General features: G+C 70.7%; 17 protein-coding genes. 14 read left to right on the top strand and 3 right to left on the bottom strand.

The window, feature by feature from the left end:
* Positions 1-3 precede the first annotated feature (3 nt).
* The 3 genes from ACW4TU_RS23530 to ACW4TU_RS23520 all read right to left on the bottom strand — a co-directional run bounded on the left by ACW4TU_RS23530 (position 4) and on the right by ACW4TU_RS23520 (position 6475).
* Complete coding sequence (locus tag ACW4TU_RS23530; protein ID WP_457416627.1) at positions 4-3441, bottom strand: S8 family peptidase; 3438 nt, start codon at positions 3439-3441, stop codon at positions 4-6.
* Between the two features lie 579 nt (positions 3442-4020).
* Positions 4021-4893, bottom strand: a complete 873-nt coding sequence (locus tag ACW4TU_RS23525) for a ricin-type beta-trefoil lectin domain protein (RefSeq protein ID WP_457416625.1) — start codon at positions 4891-4893, stop codon at positions 4021-4023.
* Between the two features lie 259 nt (positions 4894-5152).
* The gene (locus ACW4TU_RS23520) at positions 5153-6475 is read right to left on the bottom strand and encodes an MFS transporter (RefSeq protein WP_457416623.1); all 1323 of its coding nucleotides are present in this window, start codon (positions 6473-6475) and stop codon (positions 5153-5155) included.
* Between the two features lie 317 nt (positions 6476-6792).
* Here ACW4TU_RS23520 and ACW4TU_RS23515 point away from each other — a divergent pair, with 317 nt between their 5' ends.
* The 14 genes from ACW4TU_RS23515 to fabG all read left to right on the top strand — a co-directional run bounded on the left by ACW4TU_RS23515 (position 6793) and on the right by fabG (position 21938).
* Positions 6793-7629, top strand: coding sequence for a 2-amino-3,7-dideoxy-D-threo-hept-6-ulosonate synthase (locus tag ACW4TU_RS23515; RefSeq protein ID WP_457416621.1), 837 nt, complete (start codon positions 6793-6795; stop codon positions 7627-7629).
* Positions 7626-8882, top strand: coding sequence for a 3-dehydroquinate synthase II family protein (locus ACW4TU_RS23510; RefSeq protein ID WP_457416619.1), 1257 nt, complete (start codon positions 7626-7628; stop codon positions 8880-8882). The genes ACW4TU_RS23515 and ACW4TU_RS23510 overlap by 4 nt, the downstream gene beginning before the upstream one ends.
* A gap of 6 nt (positions 8883-8888) precedes the next feature.
* Entirely contained in the window at positions 8889-10286 is a 1398-nt protein-coding gene (locus tag ACW4TU_RS23505; RefSeq protein WP_457416618.1) for a class I adenylate-forming enzyme family protein, read from the top strand.
* Positions 10287-10414: 128 nt separating this feature from the next.
* Positions 10415-10690, top strand: a complete 276-nt coding sequence (locus tag ACW4TU_RS23500; RefSeq protein ID WP_457416616.1) for an acyl carrier protein — start codon at positions 10415-10417, stop codon at positions 10688-10690.
* On the top strand, positions 10687-10971 hold the full coding sequence (locus tag ACW4TU_RS23495) for an acyl carrier protein (RefSeq protein ID WP_457416614.1): 285 nt from the start codon (positions 10687-10689) through the stop codon (positions 10969-10971). The genes ACW4TU_RS23500 and ACW4TU_RS23495 overlap by 4 nt, the downstream gene beginning before the upstream one ends.
* On the top strand, positions 10961-12163 hold the full coding sequence (locus ACW4TU_RS23490) for a beta-ketoacyl-[acyl-carrier-protein] synthase family protein (RefSeq protein WP_457416612.1): 1203 nt from the start codon (positions 10961-10963) through the stop codon (positions 12161-12163). Before ACW4TU_RS23495 ends, ACW4TU_RS23490 begins: the two co-directional genes overlap by 11 nt.
* The gene (locus ACW4TU_RS23485) at positions 12160-12924 is read left to right on the top strand and encodes a hypothetical protein (protein WP_457416610.1); all 765 of its coding nucleotides are present in this window, start codon (positions 12160-12162) and stop codon (positions 12922-12924) included. Before ACW4TU_RS23490 ends, ACW4TU_RS23485 begins: the two co-directional genes overlap by 4 nt.
* On the top strand, positions 12911-14581 hold the full coding sequence (locus tag ACW4TU_RS23480; RefSeq protein WP_457416608.1) for a class I adenylate-forming enzyme family protein: 1671 nt from the start codon (positions 12911-12913) through the stop codon (positions 14579-14581). Before ACW4TU_RS23485 ends, ACW4TU_RS23480 begins: the two co-directional genes overlap by 14 nt.
* The gene (locus ACW4TU_RS23475; protein WP_457416606.1) at positions 14578-15144 is read left to right on the top strand and encodes a hypothetical protein; all 567 of its coding nucleotides are present in this window, start codon (positions 14578-14580) and stop codon (positions 15142-15144) included. The genes ACW4TU_RS23480 and ACW4TU_RS23475 overlap by 4 nt, the downstream gene beginning before the upstream one ends.
* 5 nt (positions 15145-15149) lie before the next feature.
* Positions 15150-16076 (top strand): NAD-dependent epimerase/dehydratase family protein, encoded by a 927-nt coding sequence (locus ACW4TU_RS23470; RefSeq protein ID WP_457416604.1) that lies wholly within the window; start codon positions 15150-15152, stop codon positions 16074-16076.
* Positions 16073-18106, top strand: coding sequence for an FAD/NAD(P)-binding protein (locus ACW4TU_RS23465; RefSeq protein WP_457416602.1), 2034 nt, complete (start codon positions 16073-16075; stop codon positions 18104-18106). Before ACW4TU_RS23470 ends, ACW4TU_RS23465 begins: the two co-directional genes overlap by 4 nt.
* Positions 18107-18114: 8 nt before the next feature.
* Positions 18115-19572 (top strand): nitrosuccinate lyase, encoded by a 1458-nt coding sequence (locus tag ACW4TU_RS23460; protein WP_457416600.1) that lies wholly within the window; start codon positions 18115-18117, stop codon positions 19570-19572.
* Entirely contained in the window at positions 19569-21134 is a 1566-nt protein-coding gene (locus ACW4TU_RS23455; protein ID WP_457416598.1) for an MFS transporter, read from the top strand. The genes ACW4TU_RS23460 and ACW4TU_RS23455 overlap by 4 nt, the downstream gene beginning before the upstream one ends.
* 87 nt (positions 21135-21221) lie before the next feature.
* Entirely contained in the window at positions 21222-21938 is a 717-nt protein-coding gene (fabG, locus tag ACW4TU_RS23450; RefSeq protein WP_457430264.1) for a 3-oxoacyl-ACP reductase FabG, read from the top strand.
* Positions 21939-22035 lie beyond the last annotated feature (97 nt).

Raw genomic sequence — 22035 nt, 5'->3', positions numbered from 1 at the left:
CGTCTACTTGGTGGTGAGGTAGGCGCGTTCGATCGTCTGGACCAGGGTGTTGCCGGCCCGGTCGGTCAGTTTCGCCCGCAGGGAGACGGAGCCCGCGGTGGCCGGGTGGGTCAGCTCCAGGTGCGTACCGCCGACGGCCTTGGCGTGCTGCCAGGTGGCGCCCTCGTCGTACGAGACCTCGAAGGCGAGCTTGGCGGGCCTCTGTCCGGCCGCCGCGCCCTCGACGGTGAAGGGCACCGAGAACCGCTTGCCCGCCTTCGCCGTGCTGGACAGGCTCAGGTCGGGTGAGAAGCGGATCACCGACAGCGGGAGGGCGGTGTTCGCGTCCTCGGGGGTGGTGGCGGAGCGGAAGGTCCACTCCGTCCGGACACGGGTGCTGACCGGGTACACCGCGGGATCACGCTTGGCGTCCACCGTCAGTCTGTACGCGCTGTCCTGCGCGGGAACGGTGTACTCGGTGAGGTCGATCGGCGAGATGCCGTAGTCGTCGGGGATCTCCTTGCCGTCGGCCTGGAGCGAGCTCGTCACCGAGGTGTATTCGCTGAGGCCCCAGTGTCCGGCGCCGTCGCCGAACTGCGGCGTAAAGGCCCTGATGACGTTCCCGTACCGCACGACCCCGGGCAGTCCCCGCTCCGGTCCGAGGTCACCCGCGGCGGGCAGGACCGGGCCGAAGACGCCGACGTTGAACCGTTCGGTGTAGCTGTGACCGGCCTGCCAGGTCCTCGGCATCCGCATCAGGAAGCTCTCGGAGTGCGCCTCGTGGTCCTCGCCGAACATCTGCCACGAGCGGAAGGCCCACTTGACGCCGTTGTCGAGGATGTAGTCGGTGGTCCGCAGCGGCAGGCCGGCGCGCAGGTCGTTCGCGCCGTAGATCAGGTCCCCGTCGGGGGTGGACGCCGACACCTCGACCTGGACGCGCCTGCCCTCGACGGGCACGCCGACCTGCAGGTCGACCTTGGCGAGCTGGTTGTGCCGGACCTTGGCGGCGAAGCCGTCGAGACCACCGGGGCGGTTCCAGCCCAGGTGGTAGGTGACCGGGCGGCCCTCGGCGTCCTCGCGGGTCCAGTCGCCGGCGAACACGGCGGACGCCTGGCCGGCGGCCGGCTCGGGTCCGAGCTGTCCGAAGGTCGTGCCCTTGAACGTGGGCAGGAGGAACTCCACGCTGCCCGGGCGCAGACCCTCGCCGCGGGCGTAGCTGAAGTAGGCCGTGCCCTCGGTGTTCTCCGCCGCCGCGTCGGGCACGGTGATCTCGACCGGCCGCGTCTGCCGGGCGTCGACCGTGAAGGTGGTGTCCCGGTCCAGGGTCAGCTTCGGCTGCACCACGATGGCGTGGGTGGCGGATTCGTAGGACGGGTGGATCACCCCGCTGAGGGCGTAGTCGCCCTTCGGCAGCCGCACCGTGAGCTCGCCGTCCTGCTCGTCGGCGTAGTCGGCGTAGAAGTCGCTGTCGAGGTCCGAGACGGAGGTGGAGGCGTCGCCGGTCGGCGCGCCGTTCTCGTCGAGATGCTTGAGCGTCAGGCTGTACGACTCCACCTCGCGCTCCACGCCCACAGCGGTACGCACCTGGACCTTGCCGTCGGCGGAGGTGGCCTGCACCGAGCCGCCGAAGGAGCCGTCGGCACTGCCGGCGCGGGTGTCGGCGGTGACGGAGGCACTCGCCTCACCGCCCGCCGGGACGGTGACCCGCCGCGGTGACACGGCGAACATGCCTTCGGCGGCGGGCTTGCCGTCCGTCGAGAGGGCGTCCACGGACAGGTCGAGGGTGACCGGCTGCGTACCGAGGTTGCGGTACGTCACCTGCTTGGTCGCCGGGGTGTCGTCGCCGTGCGGCCACTGCTGGAGACCGAAGTCGAGCGGCTGCTGCTCGGTGATGACGCTCTGGTCCAGCGCCCGGACCAGGTCGGTGCGGCCGGTGCCCTGCTGGAAGGAGCTGTACGCGCCCGGCTCGGCCGAGCCCGTGAGGACCGCCTTGATGCGCTCGCCGGCCCAGTCGGGATGCTGCTGGGCGAGGATCGCGGCGGCGCCCGCCACATGCGGGGACGCCATGGAGGTGCCGTCGAGGGTGAGGTAGCCGGGTATGTCGGAGGGGTACCACTCCTCCAGAACGCTGCCCGAGGCCCCGGCCGCCGTGATGGCGACACCGGGCGCGGTCAGGTCCGGCTTGACCCCGCCGTCGCCCACGCGCGGGCCCCGGCTGGAGAAGTCGGCGAGCTGGTCGGACTTGTCGACCGCGCCGACGGTGAGCGCGGCGTCCGCGCTGCCGGGCGAACCGACCGTGCTCTCACCGTCCTCGCCCGAGTTGCCGGCCGAGATGACGAAGAGGGTGTCGGACTCGGCGGAGAGCCGGTTGACCGTCTCCTCCATCGGGTCGATGCCGGGCATGTCCTCGCCACCGAGGCTCAGGTTGACGACCGCGGCGCCCTGCGCCACCGCCCACTCCATGCCCGCGATGATCCCGGAGTCGCTGCCGAAGCCGTTGTCGTCGAGAACCTTGCCGTTCAGGATCTTCGCGCCCGGAGCGACGCCCTTGTACTTGCCCCCGCTCTTGGCGCCCGTACCGGCCACGGTGGACGCCACGTGCGTGCCGTGGCCGAACTTGTCGCTGGTGCCCGAGGCGGAACCGCTGAAGTCCTGCTCGGCGATCACCTGGCTCGCCAGGTCGGGGTGGGTGGTGTCGATGCCGGTGTCGAGCACGGCGACCTTGACGCCGGTGCCGTCGTAACCGGCGGCCCAGGCGGTCGGTGCGCCGATCTGCGGCACGCTCTTGTCGAGACTGGCCTTGCGCCGGCCGTCCAGCCACAGCTTCTCGACCGCCGTCGAGGCGGTGAACTCCGTTGCCCTGTCGGCCTGTTGGCCGGTGCCGGTCACGGCGTTCCAGAAGTCGGCGCCGCGCTTCTTCACCGGCCGCATCGCCTTGCCGTTGACCACCGGCAACGCCCGGCCGACCTTCGCCCCCGCCCCGGTGAACGGGGTCATCGAGGGCGCCTTCTTCCCCTTGAAGGTGACGATCAGCGGTACGTCACCGCGGCCCGCGTCGTCGTAGCCGTCCGCCACCAGCTGGGTCACGTCGAACAGCCGGGCGTCCAGCCTGCCCCGCGCCAGCAGCAACTCCGCGTCGCCGGGCACCACATGGGTGTGTCCGGCGATCTCCCGGACGGAGAACGGCACCTTCTCCCGGCCCTCGGCCCGGACCAGCCCGGTGACCTTTCCGGCGCCGTCCATCATGACCCGGTCACCGGTCACGAGGGTCACCGTCTTCGCTGCATTGGCCGTACCGAACGCCTCGGACGCCTTGGACGGCTTGGACATCTCGGCCGTCCTGACCGTACCGGCGCCGCTCGTGTCCTGGGCTTCCGCACCTGGGACACCGGCCAGCAGAAGGGCCGTGGAGGCCACCCCGGCCGCCACGACCGCACGTGTTGGTCTCGCGCGTAACTCCACCTGAACTCCTGACACCTCGACATCGGACAGGAGCCGTCGCACGTACTCCCGACGGCTCGCGCCTAGAGACGGACGAGGGTGGCGTCGGGTTGGAAAAACATTCGACGTGTTTCCGGCGAGAGACCAGCGTGCTCCCCTCCGCGCGACCCCCGCCTCCACCGTTCGGCCAGTACAGGGGCGGTTCCGGTCTGTGGTTTCCGGCCGTTCGGCCGAGGCGGTGCTGCCCTCCGGGGCAACAGAGTTGACTACCGGGCCCCGCGAAGGTGCGCGGGGCGACACGGACGGAGGGAGAGTCGGACATGGCGAAGGCACCGCTGCGCGCAGCGCGGACGAACGGGCACCTGGCATGGATCACGACACTGGCGGTGGCCGCGCTGGCCGCCACCCAGTGGCTCACCTCGGCTTGCGGATCTCACCGCCCACTGACAGGAACGGGGACAGGGACAGGGACGGGGACGTGGATGTTGGATGCGGGATGTGGGATGTACTCAAGTAGGCACGATCACCGACGCACCTGCCGGGCCGCCTCAGGAAAGGCGTCGGCGGCCCGGTCACCTCACACCGGCGTCAACACCGGCATCAGCCGAATACCTGCACCCAGGAACCGTCGGCGTAGTTGGGGTCGATGTTCCCCGCGTCGTATCCCATACCGGTCCTGGTGTAGCCGCAATTGAGGATGTTCGCGCGATGGCCGGGACTGCTCATCCACCCGTAGGTCGCGTTGTTGACCACGCCGTTCGGATCGCCCTCGAAGCCCATCGCGATGTTCTCGCCCACGCCGCCCCGGGTGTATCCGGCGTCCTTGGCCCGGTCGGTGGGGCTCTTTCCGCTCGCCGAAGTATGCGAGAAGTAGTGGGTCCGCACCATCTCGGCCGCATAGTCGTGGGCGGCCTTCTGCAAGCTCGCGTCGACCACCAGGGCCGCGCAGCCGTTGGCGGTCCGTTGCGCGTTGACGTTGTCGAACGCCTGCTTCTCCAGCGACGTCATCCCGGACGTGTCGGCAGGCGTGCCGGGGGTGATTCCGCTCCACTGCTGGTTTCCGCCACCGTTGCAGGACCACAGCTGCACCGGGGTCCCGTTGGCGGTGCCCAGCTCGGCCGCGTCCAGGCAGAGGCCCAGGCCGGCGTTCTTGACGGTTCCCCCGGACACGACGTCCCACTGCTGGGTGGCGCCGCCCGTACAGTCCCGTATCACCACGGACACACCGTTGACCGCGCTGCTCGTCTCGCTGTCCAGGCATTTGTTTCCGTAAACGCCCAGCGCTTTGGTCGCGGTGTCGTACGACCACTGCTGGTTGCTGCCCCCGTTGCAGTCCCACAGTGTGAGTTTGGTGCCGTTCTCAGTCTTTCCGCCGGGGATATCCAGGCATCGCCCGGAATCAGCACCCCGAAGGGCGGCGGTCGAGACGGCGGCCGATGCCGCCGGGGCGGATATCGCAGCCCCGGCGGTCATCAGCCCCAACGACGCCATTACCAACCCGTATCGCACGGACCGGGATTTATAACGGTGCGTAGCCAATCGAGAACTCCTAGCCTGAGATCGACTCCGTGAGCATTTCGCGCCTCACGTCGGCTCAGACTAGAGCACGGATCGAAACACCGCGTCCGCGGCCAGGATTCACCGGGAGGGGGTTTTGTTCCCAGTAATATATTTTATTGCGTGGGGCAATATCCATTGACGACGCGCTTTCCGTCAGACGGAAGTCGACGCGTCAGTCGTCGAACTCGTGGTCCCGGGTCTCCGGCAGTGCCAGCAGGCACAGGAGGCTCACCAGACAGAGGCCGCCGGTGTAGAAGCCGAGGACCAGCGGGGATTCCCAGTGGCTGTTCAGCCAGGTGGCGATGGACGGGGCGAAACCGCCGCCGAGGGTGTTGGCGAGGATGAAGGCGGCGGAGGCACCGGTGTAGCGCAGTCTGGCCGGGAACAGCTCCGGCAGGAAGGCCGCCACCGGGGAGAACATCAGCGCGAGGAACATCAGGCCGACCGTGTAGGCGCCGGTGATCACCAGTCCGTTGCGTGAGCTGAGCGAGGCGTATATCGGCACCGCCCACACCACGCAGCCGGCGGCTCCGGCCAGCATCAGCGGACGGCGGCCGATCCGGTCGGACAGCCTGGCGACCGGCAGGGTGATGGCGATTCCGGCCGCCGCGCCGATACTCGCGGCGGTCAGCATCGTGTTCCGGGGGATGCCGAGTTCCTGCGGACCGTACGAGAGGCTGTAGACGATCGTCAGGTAGTAGACGGCCGAGCCGCCGATCGCCGCGCCGGTGCCGAGCAGCAGCCTGCGGGGGTACTGCCTGAGGATCGTGCCCAGCGGGAACGGCGGCGCCGGGTCGGCCTGCGGCCGGCCGGCCGCCGAGGTGAAGACCGGGGACTCGGAGACCGTCGTACGCACCCACAGGCCGACCACGACGAGGACGGTGCTGAGCAGGAACGGGATACGCCAGGCCCAGTCGGTGAAGCCCTCCATGCCCACGATGTTCATGGTGGGCAGGATGACCGCGGTGGAGAGCAGGAAGCCGAGCGAGGGGCCGATGTTCGGGATGGACGCGTACAGCGCACGGCGGCCGGGGGGCGCGTGTTCGGCGGCGAGCAGCACCGCCCCGCCCCACTCGCCGCCCATGCTGACGCCCTGGAGCAGCCGGAGTGTCACCAGGAGCACGGGGGCGAGGAGCCCGGCGGTCTCGTACGTGGGCAGCAGGCCGACGCCGACCGTGGCCACGCCCATCAGCAGCAGGGAGACGACCAGGGCCCGTCTTCGGCCCAGCCGGTCGCCGATCGTGCCGAACAGGACGACGCCGAGGGGGCGGGAGAGGAAGGCCGCGGCGAAGGTGAGGAACGCGGCCAGGGAGGAGAGGGCCGCGTTGCCGGAGGGGAAGAAGGCGGGGCCGAGGACCAGCGCGGAGGCGGTGCCGTACACGGCGAAGTCGTAGTACTCGATCGTCGTGCCGACCAGGCTCGCGACGGCGACCTTCGGGGCCTCGGTCTTCGCTGTCCGCGGTGGGGACGCGTTCAGTGTCGGTAATTCGGGCATGGGGGATCACTTCCGAATCCTGAGCGGAAAAGCAGGAAGGGGAGTCACCCTAATCATCGAAATTCAATTTCGACAAGAAGCCATTGACAGGGAGGGGCAGAACGCCCCAACGCGCATAGAGTGCGCGAACAGTACGCCCGGGCGCAGTCAACCCCGCGTAACCTGTCAATCCGCTGTCAATAATCATGCTTCGTGTCGTATAAAAATTTACCGACGGTTACACCTTGCCAACGGGCAGCGACGCGAGAATGCTCATGACCGCTTAACTTGAAAGTTCTACAACCATCGATTTTCGGACACGGAGAATCACAATTCCCATGCTGAAAACGGGCAAGCAATTACGCTTGAGAAGACTTTCGCTCGCGGGTGACGACCGGCATCTGCTCATCCCGCTCGACCACAGCGTCTCGGACGGTCCGATCGTCCCCGCCGACAAGTGGGACGACCTGCTGCGGGCGCTGGTGGCCGGCGGGGCTGACGGGATCATCGTCCACAAGGGGCGCGCCCGCGCCTTCGCGCCGGACATCCTGAAGAGCTGCGCGCTGGTGGTGCACCTGAGCGCCAGTACCTCCTGCTCCGCCGACGTCCACGCCAAGGTGCTGGTCGCCGATGTCGAGGAGGCGCTGACGCTCGGCGCGGACGCGGTCAGCGTCCATGTGAACATCGGCTCGGACACCGAGGCGCGGCAACTGGCCGATCTGGGGGCGGTGGCCCGTTCCTGCGACGCGTGGGGCATGCCCCTGATCGCGATGGTCTATCCGCGCGGCCCCCGGATCGAGGACCCACGCGATCCGGCCCTCCTCTCGCACCTGGCCAACGTCGCCGCGGACCTGGGCGCGGACATGGTGAAGACCTCCGTCGCCCTGCCGATCGAGCGCATGGCCGAGGTGGTGGCGAACAGCCCCATCCCCGTCCTCGCGGCCGGCGGTCCACCGGACGGCTCCGACCTCGTCGAATACGGCACGGCGGTGATGGCGGCCGGCTGCCGGGGCCTGGCCGTCGGCCGCCGGGTCTTCTCCTCGCCGTCGCCCGCCGCACTGGTGTCCCGGCTCTCGGCGGTCGTGCACGGCGGGAACACCGGCATCGGCAACGGCGACATCAGCGATGACATGCACATGGCTAACTACTCGACGTTCGTGGCAGGAGTGGCATGAGGTTCGCATGGATCGACCTGCGTGAAGTCCCCCGTCCGCAGCTCCAGGCGGTGGTGGACGCGGCAGTCCACGCCCGGATGGCGGGTGTGGTGGCCGCCGACGCCGAGCTGCTCGGAACCCTGCCGCCGACCGTCACCCGGGTACTGGTCTCCGGGGGCGGCGCTCCGATTCCGGCACCGGCACCGACGCCGCTTCAGGCCACCGTGAAGAAGTCCGGGGACAAGGAGGCGAAGGCCGCGGACAAGGAGTCCAAGTCCCCGGCCGGCACCGGCACTTCTCCCTCCGACACTTCTTCCTTCGGCACCGGGATCGACGTACTCCTGCGGAGGTTCGGCACGCAGGACGAGCTGGACGCCCTCGCCGCCGACCACCGCGCCGGCACCCGCGCCGGGGGCGCCGGTGGCACACCGGTCTCCGGGTTCATCGACGTACGGGACGACCGAACCCTCCAGCTGTCGTGCGCGGGCGCCATGGTGCTGCCGTACACGGTCATCCACTTCGCCGACCCGACCAAGATCCCGCTGGAGATCGTGCTCGCCGCGGCCGAGTCCGCCGAGGGCAAGCTCGTGACGGTCGTCGACGGCCTGGAAGAGGCGGCCATCGTCTTCGACGTGCTGGAACGCGGATCGGACGGCATCCTCTTCACACCCCACAACGCCGACGAAGTGTTCGCGCTGGCACGGCTGTTGGAGGCGACGACGCCCCAACTGGAGCTGTCCACCCTGACCGTGGAGAGCATCCGGCACGTCGGGCTCGGCGACCGGGTCTGCGTGGACACCTGCTCGCACTTCGAGGAGGACGAGGGCATCCTCGTCGGCTCCTACTCCTCCGGGTTCGTGCTCTGCTGCAGCGAGACCCACCCCCTGCCCTACATGCCGACCCGGCCGTTCCGGGTCAACGCGGGCGCCCTGCACTCGTACACGCTCGGCCCCGACAACCGCACCAGCTACCTCAGCGAGGTCGGCTCGGGCAGCGCGCTGCTCGCGGTCGGTGCCGACGGGCGTACCCGGCGGGTCGTCGTCGGGCGGGCGAAGCTCGAATCCCGGCCGCTGCTGGAGATCCGTACCCACGCCGAGGACGGCCGGCTGGTCAGCCTGACCGTGCAGGACGACTGGCACGTACGGGTGCTCGGACCGGGCGGGAAGGTCCTCAACGTCACCGAGTTGCGGACGGGCGACGAGTTGCTCGGCTATCTGGCCGCCGACAAACGCCATGTGGGCCTGCCCATCGGCGAGTTCTGCAAGGAGGTCTGAGGTCCGATGGCCGAACTCGACGACCCGGAGTCGGATCTCGCCGACCTGGTCCAGAAGTCGTTCGACGCGCGCGACGACCGGCTGCCGTATCTGACACACCAGCAGGAGACGGTCACCCGAGGCGAGTTGCGCGAGCGGGTGGGCAAGCAGGCCGCAGTCTTCGCCGGGTACGGCATCGGGCCGGGCAGCACCGTGGGGTTGCGGACCCCGCCCAGTTTCACGCAGATCGAGGTACTGCTCGCCCTGTGGCGGCTCGGTGCGCAGGTGCTGCTCTTCGACTTCCGGCTCAAACCGCCCGAGGTGGCGGCGCTCTGCGCGTCCTGCCGGCCTCAGTTCATGGTCAGCGCCGGTTCCAACGTCCGGGCCACGTTCGGTTTCCGGTCTGAGTACGAGGTCGTCACCGAGCGGCGCCGAAGCGGCCTCGCGGTCACCACCGGGCACCGTCTCGTCCAGTTCAGCTCGGGCTCCACCGGACGGCCGAAAGTCATCGGCAGGACCGCCCGGTCGCTCGCCACCGAGGTGGACCGCTTCGCCGGGGTCCCGGGTATGCCGGTCGAGGGCGACCGGCTGCTGCTGCTCAGTTCGACGGCGCACAGCTTCGGTCTGATCGGCGGCCTGCTGTACTCCCTCGCCGCCGGCGTCTCCGTCGTCTTCGCACCGCGTGTCTCCGCCCGCGACCTGCTGCGGACCGCATCGGAGCACCGGATCACCGCCCTGTTCGGCATACCGACGCACTTCGAACTGCTCGCCGCCGCCACCGATCCCCCCGCGCTGCCCGACCTGCGGATCGCGGTGTCGGGCGGCGAGATCATGCCCCCGCAGGTCGCGGCCCGGTTCACGCGGCAGTACGGCGTCCGGGTCGGCGAGGCGTACGGGACCACGGAGACCGGCATCGTCGCCATCGACGTCGGCGGCACGCTGCGCCCCTCGGTCGGCCGGGCGGCGCCTGGCGTGTCCGTCCGGGTCGCGCGGGGTGAACTGGACGTCGCCCTCGACGAGTCGCCGTACCTCTTCGACTCGGGCGGCACCCAGTACGCCGACGGCTGGCTGCACACCCGGGACCTGGCCACGCTGGACACCACCGGCGCCGTACTGGTGCGGGGGCGCGCCGACTCCGTCGTCGTCATCGGCGGCCTCAAGGTGGACCTCACCGAGGTGGAGAACGTACTCCGCGAGCACCCGGCCGTCGAACAGGCGGTCCTGGTCCACGAGGACGTGACCGAGGCGTACGTCGCGGTGACGGCCGGCGCCGAACGGCCGTCCGCCGAGGAGCTGTTGCGGTGGTGCCGGGAGCGGCTGGCCGACTACAAGGTGCCGCGGATCGTCCGGCTGCTGGACGCGTTGCCGCGCACGTCCAACGGAAAGCTGGTGCGGCAGGCCGCGACGCTGCGCTCCGCCGGATAGGGCGAGCCACCGGCGGTTGTTGTCCGCAGGCAGGTTCGTGGCTTGCCCGCGCCCACGCGGCAAAGCCGCACATGTCACAGCCCGGCGCCCCTGCAGGGCGCTCAACCCCCCACCTGGAGACAGTGATCATGACTACGTCGACCCTGGAAGACGAGATCCGCGAGTTCGTCCTGACCGCCGTCATCGACGACATGAACATCCTGCTGAGCCGCGACGGCATCACGGACGACAGCCCGGTGACCGTCGGCGGCCTGGACGTCGACTCCCTGAGCCTGATCGAACTCACGCTGCGGCTGGAGTCGCGGTTCGGCGTCGAGATCCCCGACACCGACATCGAACCCCTGGCCACCCTGACCCTCGGCGGGCTCGTCGCCGAGGTCGTCCGCCGCGGTGCGAAGGCATGAGTACGAGCACGGGGGCCACCGGCACCGACATCACCACCGACTCCGTACGGGAGCTCCTGTCGGACCGCAAGGTCTTCCCGGGACTGCCCGACGACCTCGCCGAGGACGCCGAACTCGTCCTGGACTCGCTCGGGTTGGTGTGGCTGCTCCATGTGGTGGAGGAGCGGCACGGCCTGGTCGTCGAGCCCACCGACGAGGACATCGCCGGGCTGACCTCGCTCCGGCGGCTCACCGCGTACCTGCGTACCGCCCAGAAGGGGGGCGCCCGGGATGACGCGTGAGGTGACGGTGACCGGATACGGCGTACGGACCGCGTTCGGCGAGGGCGCGGAGGCTTTGCGGCGCGGGGTGTTCGCGGGGGTGCCGGCGTTCCGGCCCACGACGCGGTTCGACACGGGGCCGTACCGGACGGGGGTCGCCGCTGCCGCTCCCGACGGACCCGAGGCGGTCGAGGGGTGGGCGCTTCGGCACGCACTCCGGCGGTGCGGGGGCGATGCGCTGGGCATGGCGGGGTTGGGGGTGGGTGCGGAGGCGGCCGTGATTCTGGGGGTTGCCGGGGATCACCGGAGCGTCACCCGGTATTGGCGGGGCGCCGGGGACTCCGTACCCCGCGACCCTGAAGGGGCGCTGCCAACAACCGAGTTGGAAGGACTCGCCGATGCCGTGCCCGCCCGGCTCGCCGAGTTGCTTGCCGACGGCCTGGGGCTGACCGGGCCGCGGCTCGCCTTCACCAATGCCTGTGTCGCGTCCTCCGCCGCGATCATTCACGCCTGTCGGCTGATCTCCTCCGGGCGGATCGACACCGCCGTCTGCGCAGGTGGGTATCTGGTCGAGGAGGAGACCTTCGGGAAGTTCGACTCCGGGCGGGCGTTGTCGCGGGACGGCATGGTGCGGCCGTTCAGTGCCGATCGCAGCGGGCTGTTGCTCGGCGACGGGGTCGCCGCCGTCGTACTGGAGTCGGCCGAGCACGCCAGGCGGCGCGGGGCCCGGCCGCTCGTGTCCGTCGTCGGATGGGGCGCCGCCACCGACGCCCACCACATCGCCCAGCCGCACCCGGAAGGCGCCGGTCTCGCCCGAGCCGCACGGCAGGCGATGCGGCAGGCCGGGGACCCGGACGGGGTGTCCCTCGACTACGTCAACGCCCATGGCACCGGCACCAGGTACAACGACGGCGCCGAGACCCGGGGCCTGCGCGCCGCCTTCCCGAAGCGGGCCGAGTCGATACCGGTCAGCTCGACCAAGAGCACCACCGGCCACCTCCTGGAAGCCGCGGGCGTCGTGGAGTTCGTGATCACGATGCTGGCCCTGCTGGACGGCGTACTCCCGCCGACCGCCGGATACGGCGGCCCCGACCCGGAGTGCGACCTCGACTACGTACCGAACGAGCCGCGCCCCGCCGATCCGCACCGGGCCCTCACCATCAACGCCGCCTTCGGGGGCGCCAACACCGCACTCGTCCTGGAGCGGCCATGACCACGACCCATGAGACCGCGACCCACGAGACCGCGCTCCGTTCCTCCCTCTCGGTCCTCGCCACCGCCACCGCGACCCACGACACCGGCCGGGACGACGACATCGCGCTGCCGAAGCTGCCCGGCTTCGTGGAGTCGGCGTTCAGTCCGCTGGCGTACGAGGTGAGCAGTAGGTGTCTGACCGCGCGCCCCGGGGACAACGCCCGCACCGCCGTGGCGCTGGCCAGCCTGACGGGTGACACCACCACCGCGGATCTGGCGAGCCGGCGCATGGTGTCCGGGCGGGTCCACAACCCGCTGCTGTTCATGCAGGCCACCGCCAACTCGGTCCTGGGGCACATGAGTCGGGAGTTCGGGATCACCGGCCAGATGTTCAGCCTCTCCGCCCTCGGCGACCCGTTGACCGAACTCCTGGCCATGGCCGACCTGTTGCTGGAGGACCCCGAGCTGGACCGGGTCCTGGTGCTGGCCGTGGAGCTGGGCGGCGGCGAACGCGTGGCCGCCGTGCACCGCGAACTGGCCGCAGCCCACAGCGGGCACCCGATTCCGGCCCTCCCCGAGTCCGCCGGCCTGGCGGCGGCGATGCTGCTCGGCCGTCCGAACCGCGTCGACGCCGTCGCCGGGGCACAGGTGCCGATCAGGTCCGCGGGATCCAGCGGCGCGGCCAGGCAACTCGGCAACATCCAGGGCCTGTTCGAGCTGGCTATCCTCCACGCCGAACCACGTACCGAGACGGAGACCTCTACCCATGCTCATCAGTAGGCAGGAGCGGGCCCGGATCTGCTCCGACACCGAACTGGGCGCCGGCAACATCCTGGCCCGTCTGACGGCGTACGACCGTCCACGCGACGAGGTCGTACTCCGCATGGACGGCAACTGGCAGGCGCCCAACGGCAGTTGTCCCACCCGCCTCACCCTCGGGGAGTTGCGGGAGGTCGTCGAGACCTACGCGGGCTGGTACGCCGCCCAGGGTGTGCGCCCCCGCGACCCCGTCGCCCTGCACTCCTACTCCAGCGCCGAGTTCGCGGTGAACTTCCTGGCGCTGACGTCCCTGGGTGCGATCCCGTCGTTCGTCAACGGCAACCTGCCGCCGGACATCGCGCGGGAGTACGTACGACGGCAGGGCGCCGTCGGTGCCTTCACGGACCGCGAGCACCGCGAGGTGTTGTCGACGGAGGCATCCGACCTGGGCTTCCGCGCGACCGCCGCCGACATCCGCCCCGGACACCGCGCCTCGCTCCCGCCCTCCTACCCGTACCGGCACGACCCCACAGACCCGGTGCTCATCTCGCACTCGTCGGGAACCACCGGTATGCCCAAGGGAGTTCCGCACACCCACCGGACGCTGATGTACGCGCAGCTGCACCGCCTGCGCTACTCCACCGGCACCGACATGGAACGCACCCTGGTCGGGCTGCCCGGCGCGCACAACGCGATGGTGGCCACGCTGCTGTACTGCCTGCTCCTGCGCACCGACATCAAGCTCCTCTCCAGCCAGCGCGGCACCGAAGTACTGGACGCCATCGAGGAGTTCAGGCCCACCACCGTGCTGGCCTTCGCCGGGACCTTCGGCGAGATGGCCGCCGAGGACCTGACGAACCGGGATCTGTCCAGCGTGCAGGTGTGGTTCAACACCGGGGACGCGGCCCACGAGGCGCATATCCGGGCCCTCGTGCGGCACGGCAGCCACCAGACGATCGGCAGGGACCTGCGGCGCGTACGGCTCGACGGCTCCGTCTTCGTCGACGGGCTCGGCTCCTCCGAGGCCGGCTACTCCGTCTTCCACAACCGGCACACCAAGGACACCTCGGCCTACTCGCGCTGCGTCGGCAGGCCGATCAGCTTCGCCGAGGCCGCCGTACTCGCCGAGGACGGCACCCCGCTGCCGCCCGGCGAGATCGGCCGCCTCGGCCTCAAGTCCCCGACCCTGACACCTGGTTACTGGAACGACTCGCTGACCTGGAACCGTATGCGCCTCGGCGGCTACTGGCTCACCGGCGACCTCGCCCACCAGGACGAGGACGGCAACTTCTACCACCTCGACCGCGCCCCGGACGCCATCCGCACCTCCGCCGGTGTCGTCTTCAGCACCCGCACCGAGGAACTCCTGCTCCGCGAACTGCCCGAGCTGGCCGACTGCACGGTCGTCGGGGTCGCCGACGACGGCGTACGGGCGGACTGGGACGGCGACGGAGTGGCGCACGCCTACGCACTGCTCCAACTGGCCGATGAAGAGGGCGGCGATGACGGTGAGTTGACCGTCCGGGTCAACTCAGCCCTTGAGGCCGCCGGATTCCCCCCGGTCACCCGGGCCCTGCGTATGAAGCCCGACGATGTCGCGAAGGGCGCGACCGGGAAAGTCCTCAAACGGGTGATGCGCGACCGTTTCGCCGCTTCCTCGGCCAAGGAGCAGCGATGAGCACGGGTACCGGCACCGAGGACGTCAACTACCGTGCCCGGGCCGGGGAGGCGTACCGGTTGTGGTGGCAGCACGACGCGAACTGGTACCAGGGGGTGGCGAGCCGGTTCGGGCAGGAGGCCGCGAACGAGCTCAACGCCGAGGCGCTGCGCAAGGTCGCGACGCACGTCGGGCAGCGCGTCGGCCGCCTCGCCGGCCCGCTCCCCGCCACCGGCGACACCCGCAAGGACCTGGAGGAACTGCGTCGCCGGTACGACGACTGCGGGGATCGGATGTTCCCGCCGGAACTGCGCAACGCCTCCACGGAGGTCGAGGACACGACCGATGACGACGGCCTGATCGTCCTCACCCTGCGCCGCAGCTTCGCCGTCACCATGGTGCGGATGGCCGGTTCACTGGACGGCTACCAATGCCCCTGCACCGACATCCACGCGGGCTGGTCCGAGGGCCTCGGCGTCACCCTGACCGAGAACCGCGCCGAGACATGCCTGCGCGACGACGACAGAGCGTGCCGCCTGCTGATGCGCGTACGCACCCCCCTCACCGACGGTACGGAGGACTGAACGCCGTGCGGATACTTGTCGCCGGAGCCACCGGAGTGGTCGGACATCCGCTGGTGGGCGCGCTGCGGGCGCGGGGTCACCAAGTGAGCGCGCTGGTACGGGAGGAGTCCCGCGCCCGCGCTCCGGAAGCGGACGCGATCGTGGTCGCCGACGCCCTCGACCGGGAAGCGCTGCTGGCCGCCGTGACGGACGTACGCCCTGACGTGGTCGTCCATCAGCTGTCGGCGCTGCGACTGCTGCGCGACGACCCGCCGGAGGCCTTCGCGCAGACCGCACGACTGCGCACCGAGGGCACCGCCAACCTGCTCGCGGCGGCCCGAGCGGCCGGTGCGCGGCGACTGGTCGCGCAGTCCATCGCCTTCGCCGCCGCGCCGACCGGCAACCCGGTCGTCGACGAGGACGCGCCGCTGTACGTGGACGCCCCGGACCCCGGCTGGGCGGCAACCGTACGGGCCGTGACCGAGTTGGAGACCCAAGTGGTGGCCGTGTCTGCCGAGTTGAGCGGGCTGGTGCTGCGCTACGGGACGCTGTACGGCCCCGGCACCGCGTACGCCCGTACCGGCGGGACCGGACAACGGGTGCTGGCCGGGAAGTTGCCGCTGCCGGAGGGTGGGGCCGGGATCACCTCGTTCCTGCATGTGGAAGACGCTGTCGGGGCGGCGGTGGCGGCCGTGGAGTCGGAGGGCACCGGCGCCTTCCACATCACGGACGACGAACCGGCCCCGGCCGCCCAGTGGTTGCCCCACTTCGCCCGCGCACTCGACGCCCCGCCGCCGCGCACGGTTCCGGCGACGATGGCACCTCGGCTGCTCGGCTGGTTCATGGCCCACCAGCTCACCTCGGCGGCCGGCGCGTCCAACGCCCGGGCGCGTACGGAACTGGGCTGGAAGCCGCTGCGGCCGAGCTGGCGCGACGGGCTGGGCCAGGAATGACCGGACCCGGACCAAGCTCCTCGGGTGACGCCCGCGATGCCGTCGTCGTGTGCGTGATCGGCGCCGGTCCGCGCGGCCTCTCGGTGCTGGAGCGGCTCTGCGCCAACGCGGGCCAGGCCGGCCGCCCGGTCGTGGTGCACCTCGTCGACCCGTACCCGCCCGGCCCGGGCGCGGTGTGGCGCACCGACCAGCCGCCCGAGCTGCTGATGAACACGGTCGCCTCCCAGGTGACCCTGTTCACCGACGACAGCGTGCCGTGCGCGGGCCCGTCGATTCCGGGCCCGAGCCTGTACGAGTGGGCGCGCACCCTGCGACCCGAGGGATACCCGGCCCGGATCCTGGCGGAGGCACGGAGCCTCGGCCCGGACACCTATCCGACCCGCGCCTTCCACGGCCACTACCTGGAGTGGGTCCTCCGACACCTCTTACGCACCGCACCGCCCGAGGTCACGGTCCACACCCATCGGACGACCGCGACCGCGCTGGCCGACACTCCCGCGGACGGATGCCAGAGTGTCACCCTGGCGGACGGCGAACGGCTCACCGGCCTGGACGCGGTCGTACTGGCCCTGGGCCACGGGCAGTTGATCCCGAGCCCGGAGGAACAGGGCCTGCGCTCCTTCGCCGCCCGCCACTCACCGGCCGGTTCTGCTTCCGGTTCCGGCGTGGCCTACGTGGGCCCCGCCAACCCGGCCGACGCCGACCTGAGCGCCCTCCTGCCCGGCACCCCGGTCGCCCTGCGCGGGCTCGGTCTGAACTTCTTCGACCACCTCGCCCTGCTCACCGAGGGCCGCGGCGGCACGTTCAAACAGGGCGACGACCAGGACGGCCGGGGTGCCGGGCTCGTGTACATCCCGAGCGGCAACGAGCCGGTGCTGTACGCCGGTTCGCGGCGCGGAGTGCCGTACCACGCACGCGGCGAGAACGAGAAGGGCGCCCTCGGCCGGCACCACCCCCGCTTCCTGACCCCGGAGGTCATCGCCGGCCTACGGCGAGGCCCCGTCGGCTTCCGTACGGACATCTGGCCCCTGATCGACCGCGAGGTCCGGACCGTCTACTACGAGGCGTGGATCCGGGCCGCCCAAGGCCCCTGGGCGGCAGCGGAGTTCGTACGGTCCTGCTTCACGGGCCGCGAGCCCGAGTCGGTCCTCCTCGACCGGTACGACGTACCACCGGACGAGCGCTGGGACTGGCGGCGCGTAGAACGACCCTACGGGGACCGGCACTTCACCGGCCGCGCCGACTTCCGGGACTGGCTGCTGGGGTATCTGCGACAGGACGTCGCCGCCGCCCGCCTCGGCAATGTGAACGGCCCGCTGAAGGCAGCGCTGGACGCGCTGCGTGACCTGCGCAACGAGGTCCGGCTGGTGGTCGATCACGGCGGGGTCGTCGGCGAGTCGTACCGGGCCGAACTGGACGGCTGGTACACGCCGTTGAACGCGTTCACGTCGATCGGGCCGCCCGCGTTCCGGATCGAGCAGTTGATCGCGTTGATCGAGGCCGAGGTAGTGCACGTGGTCGGACCGGGGATGCGGGTGCGTCCGACGGGGGACGCGGACGGCCCGGGTGAGGCCGGTTTCCTCGTGGACGCGGAGGGGGTGTCGGAGGCGCCGGTGCTGGTGAGGGCGCTGGTCGAGGCGCGGCTGCCCGACATCGACCTGCGGCGCAGCGCCAGTCCGCTGCTGCGGGGGCTGCTGGCGGAGGGCGGGTGTGTCCCGTACCGGCCGGGTGGCCACGAGTCGCACGAGACGGGTGGGATGGCGGTGACCGACGGCGCGCCCCGGCTGCTGGACGCGTCCGGGCGGCCACACCCGCGCCGGTTCGCCTTCGGGGTGCCGACGGAGGGGGTGCGCTGGGTGACGGCGGTCGGCATCAGACCGGGCGTGGGCTCGGTGACGCTGGAGGACTCGGACGCGATCGCACGGGCGGTACTGGAGCTGGGACCGGGACTGGAGGGGTCGGAATTGCCGTCGCAGGAACCTGAGTTGGCTGTCCCTCATATCTCCGGCGCAGGGGGTCGACGCTCATGAACGGGAGGATGGCCGCTGCCTCCGTGGGTACCGACGCGGGGCTGCTCGCGCCCACCTGGGCGGGTACGCCCGCTGCGGCCGAGGTGACCGACGAGGCGTGGCTCCAGGCCATGCTGGACGTGGAAGTGGCGCTGACACATGCCCAGTTCGAGGTCGGACTGACACCCGCCGAGGCACTGGCGACGATCGCCTCGGAGGCCCACGCGGACCGCCTCGACCTGGTCGCCCTGGCATACGCGGCCCGAGCCGCCGCCAACCCGGTCGTCGCGCTCGTCACGGCCCTCACCGGGGCGGTCGCGGCCAAGGACCCGGCCGCCGCCGAATACGTACACCGGGGTTCGACCAGCCAGGACATCCTCGACTCGGCGGCCATGCTGATCGCCCGCCGCGTACTCAACCTGATCGCCACCGACCTCGAACGCACCGCCACCGCACTGGCCGCACTCGCCGACACCCACCGCCACACCGTCCTGGCGGGCCGCACCCTGACCCAGCACGCGGTACCCACCACCCTCGGTCTGAAGGCGGCGGGCTGGCTCCAGCTGGTCACGGACGCCCGCAACCGGGTACGGGCGGTGGTGTCCGCGTTGCCCGCACAACTGGGCGGTGCGGCGGGCACGTTGGCCGCGTATCGCGAGTACGCCACCTTGGACGGCGGGGCGGGGGCATCCAGGGGTGAGGGCGGAGTCGAATTGCTGGCCCCGTTCGCGAAGGCCCTCGGGCTGGCGGAGCCGACGCTGCCGTGGCACACCGTACGCACGCCGATCGCCGAGCTGGGCGCGGCACTTCAACTGGTCACCGGGGCGCTCGGCAAGTTCGCGCTGGACGTCCAGACGCTGTCCCGTACGGAGATCGGCGAGGTCTCCGAACCGGCGGCGGAGGGACGCGGCGCCTCGTCCGCGATGCCGCAGAAACGCAATCCCGCCCTCGCCACCCTCATCGTGTCGGCGGCCCGCCAAGTCCCCGCGTACGCGCTGGTGTTGGCTCAGTGTCTGCTGGCGGAGGACGAACGCCCGGCCGGGGCGTGGCACGCCGAGTGGCAGCCGTTGCGCGAGGCACTGCGGCTGACGGGCGGCGCGGCGCACACGGCGGTGGAGCTGGCGGAGGGTCTGACCGTCCACCCTGACCGCATGCTGGCCAACCTCGAACTGACCGGCGGAGCCGTGGTCACCGAGCGACTGGCGGTCGTACTCGCCCCGGTGCTCGGCAAGGCGAGGGCGAAGAAGCTCCTGTCGACGGCCTCGACCGAGTCGGCCACGACTGGCCGCCCACTCACCGAACTCCTCCTCACGCACCCGGAGTTGTCGTCACGACTCACCCCCACCCACCTGTCGGACCTGCTCGACCCGACCCGCTACACGGGCGCGGCGGACGCACTGATCGACCGTGCACTGCGCGCGTATGAAGACGAGAACGAGAACGAGAGCAAGGACAAGGACAAGGACAACGGAGGCGTCGTCCGATGAGCGAAGTGAGAGCGAGCAAGGTGAGCGAAGCGGAAGCTGGAGGGATGGCCACCCGGCGGCCGTCGTGGCCCGTGCTCCTGGTCGTGGTCTGCGCGCAGATGCTGATCTGGCTGGACACCTCCGTCCTCAACGTCGCCGTCGCCACCCTGGCCGACCCGGCCGACGGACTGGGTGCGACCCCGGCCGAGTTGGAGTGGGTGGCGAGCGCCTACACCCTCGTCTTCGCCGGCGCCCTCTTCGCGGGCGGCGCGCTGGCGGACCGCTTCGGCCCCCGGACGACGCTCCTCGCGGGCCTGGCGCTGTTCGGCGCGGCCTCGGGAGCCGGCGCCTTCGTCTCGTCGCCCGGCTGGCTGATCGTGGCGCGGGCCGTGATGGGTGCGGGCAGCGCACTGCTGATGCCGGCGACGCTGTCGGTGATCGTGCAGAGCACCCCGGAGGAGAAACGCACCCGGGCCATCGCGATCTGGAGCTCGTCCAGCGGCCTGGGGGTGGCCGTGGGCCCGGTGGTCGGCGGGGCGCTGCTCAGCAACTTCTGGTGGGGCTCGGTGTTCCTCGTCAACGTACCGATCGTGGCGCTGTGCATGGCCGGAGTGGCAGCCGTCGTACCGGAGTTGAAGGGCCCGGGGCGCAGACAGCTGGACCTCCCCGGCATGACCCTGTCGGTCCTGGGCCTCGGCGGAGTGGTCTACGGCATCATCGAACTGGGCAACGGCCGGACCTGGTTCGGCCCTCACGTCCTCCTCCCCCTCCTGCTGGGCGGCGCGCTGCTGGTCGCGTTCGTCGCCGCTCAGCGCAGGTCACCCGCCCCCAGCCTGGACGTACGACTGTTCCGGCAGCCGGGGTTCGCGGCCGGGAGCGTGGTCCTGCTGATCGCGTTCATGGCACTGGCCGGTCATCTCTTCTACGCGGCCTTCTACCTCCAGGGCCCGCGCGGCCTGTCCCCCTCCGACGCCGGACTGATGATGATCGCCGCCGCGATCGGCATCGTCCTGGGCAGCCAGGCGTCCCCCGCGATGAGCCGCCGCCTGACGGCCCGTTGGACGGTGGCGGCGGGGATCCTGGCCACGGCGGTCACCTACATCGCGTACGCCTGGCTGGACGGCGGAACCCCCCTCTGGCGCATCGCCGCACTGCTGTGGATCCAGGGCTTCGGAATGGGCCTGGTCGGTACGCCGGTCACGGCCGTGATGATGAGCGGGGTGCCGCCGCAGTTGGCGGGCGCCGGCTCGGCGATCAACAGCGTCACCCGTCAGGTCGGCGGCACGCTGGGGGTGGCGATGGCGGGTTCGATCCTCTCCGGGGTGTACCGGTCACGCATGTCGGACACCGCCGAACTACCGCACTCCGTAAGGCAGTTGCCTCCGGCGACCGCGGAACAGGCCCGCACCTCGGCCGAGGCGGCCCGCTCGCTGGCCGAATCCCTCCGCCTGCCGGAACTGACGACGACGGCCGACCGGGCCTTCCTCGACGCGATGTACGCCGCCACCCTCTCCATCGCCGCCCTGGCACTCGTCGCCTTCGCGGTGTCGGTGATGGGCCTGCGCACACGGACGAGGAAATGACGACGGCGAAGACGAAGACGATGGCGATGGCGATGGGTGGAGGAGGAGAGGGTGGAGGAGGAGAGGGACATGGAGAGGGAAGCCATGATGGCGCAGGCGACGCCCCGTTCGGTCTTCGTCACCGGCGGAAACAGGGGAATCGGACTGGCCATAGCCCGACGTTTCGCGACGGCGGGCGACCGGGTCGCGGTGACGTATCGGAGTGAGCCGCCGCCCGAGTCGGAAGGACTCCTGGCCGTACGCTGCGATGTGACGGACAGTCAGCAGATTGACCGCGCCTTCAAGGAGGCCGAGGCGGCACACGGCCCGGTGACGACCCTGATCGCCAACGCGGGCGCCTCGAACGACCGCCTGCTGGTACGGATGACGGAGGCAGACTTCACCTCGGTCATCGACACCAACCTCACCGGGGCCTTCCGCGTCACCCAGCGCGCGGTACGCGGCATGCTCCGCGAAGGCCACGGCCGTATCGTCCTCATCTCCTCCACGGCGGCCCTGCACGGCTCCGCCGGCCAGACCAACTACGCGGCGGCCAAAGCGGGGTTGATCGGTTTCGCGCGCTCCCTCACCCGTGAGCTGGGTCCCCGGGACATCACCTGCAACGTGGTGGCCCCCGGCCTCACGGAAACGGACATGAGCAGCGCCCTCACCCCCGACCAGCGCCGCGACCTCCTCCGCCAGACCCCGGCCGGCCGCCTCGCCCGCCCGGACGAGGTCGCGGACGCGGTGGCCTTCCTGGCGGGGGCGGGGTATGTGCGGGGGGCGGTGATTCCGGTGGACGGGGGTGCAGGGCTGGGGCACTGAGGCGGTGCGAGGTTCCGCTCTGCCTCGCGGTCCAGCCCCCCACACAGCAGAATAGAGAAGTACACTTTATGAAAACGTACTTCTACATACTGGAGAG

The organism is Streptomyces kryoterrae (genome assembly GCF_054072135.1).
The sequence above is the reverse complement of the archived record's forward strand: the minus strand, read 5'-3'. Positions and strand labels throughout refer to the sequence as shown.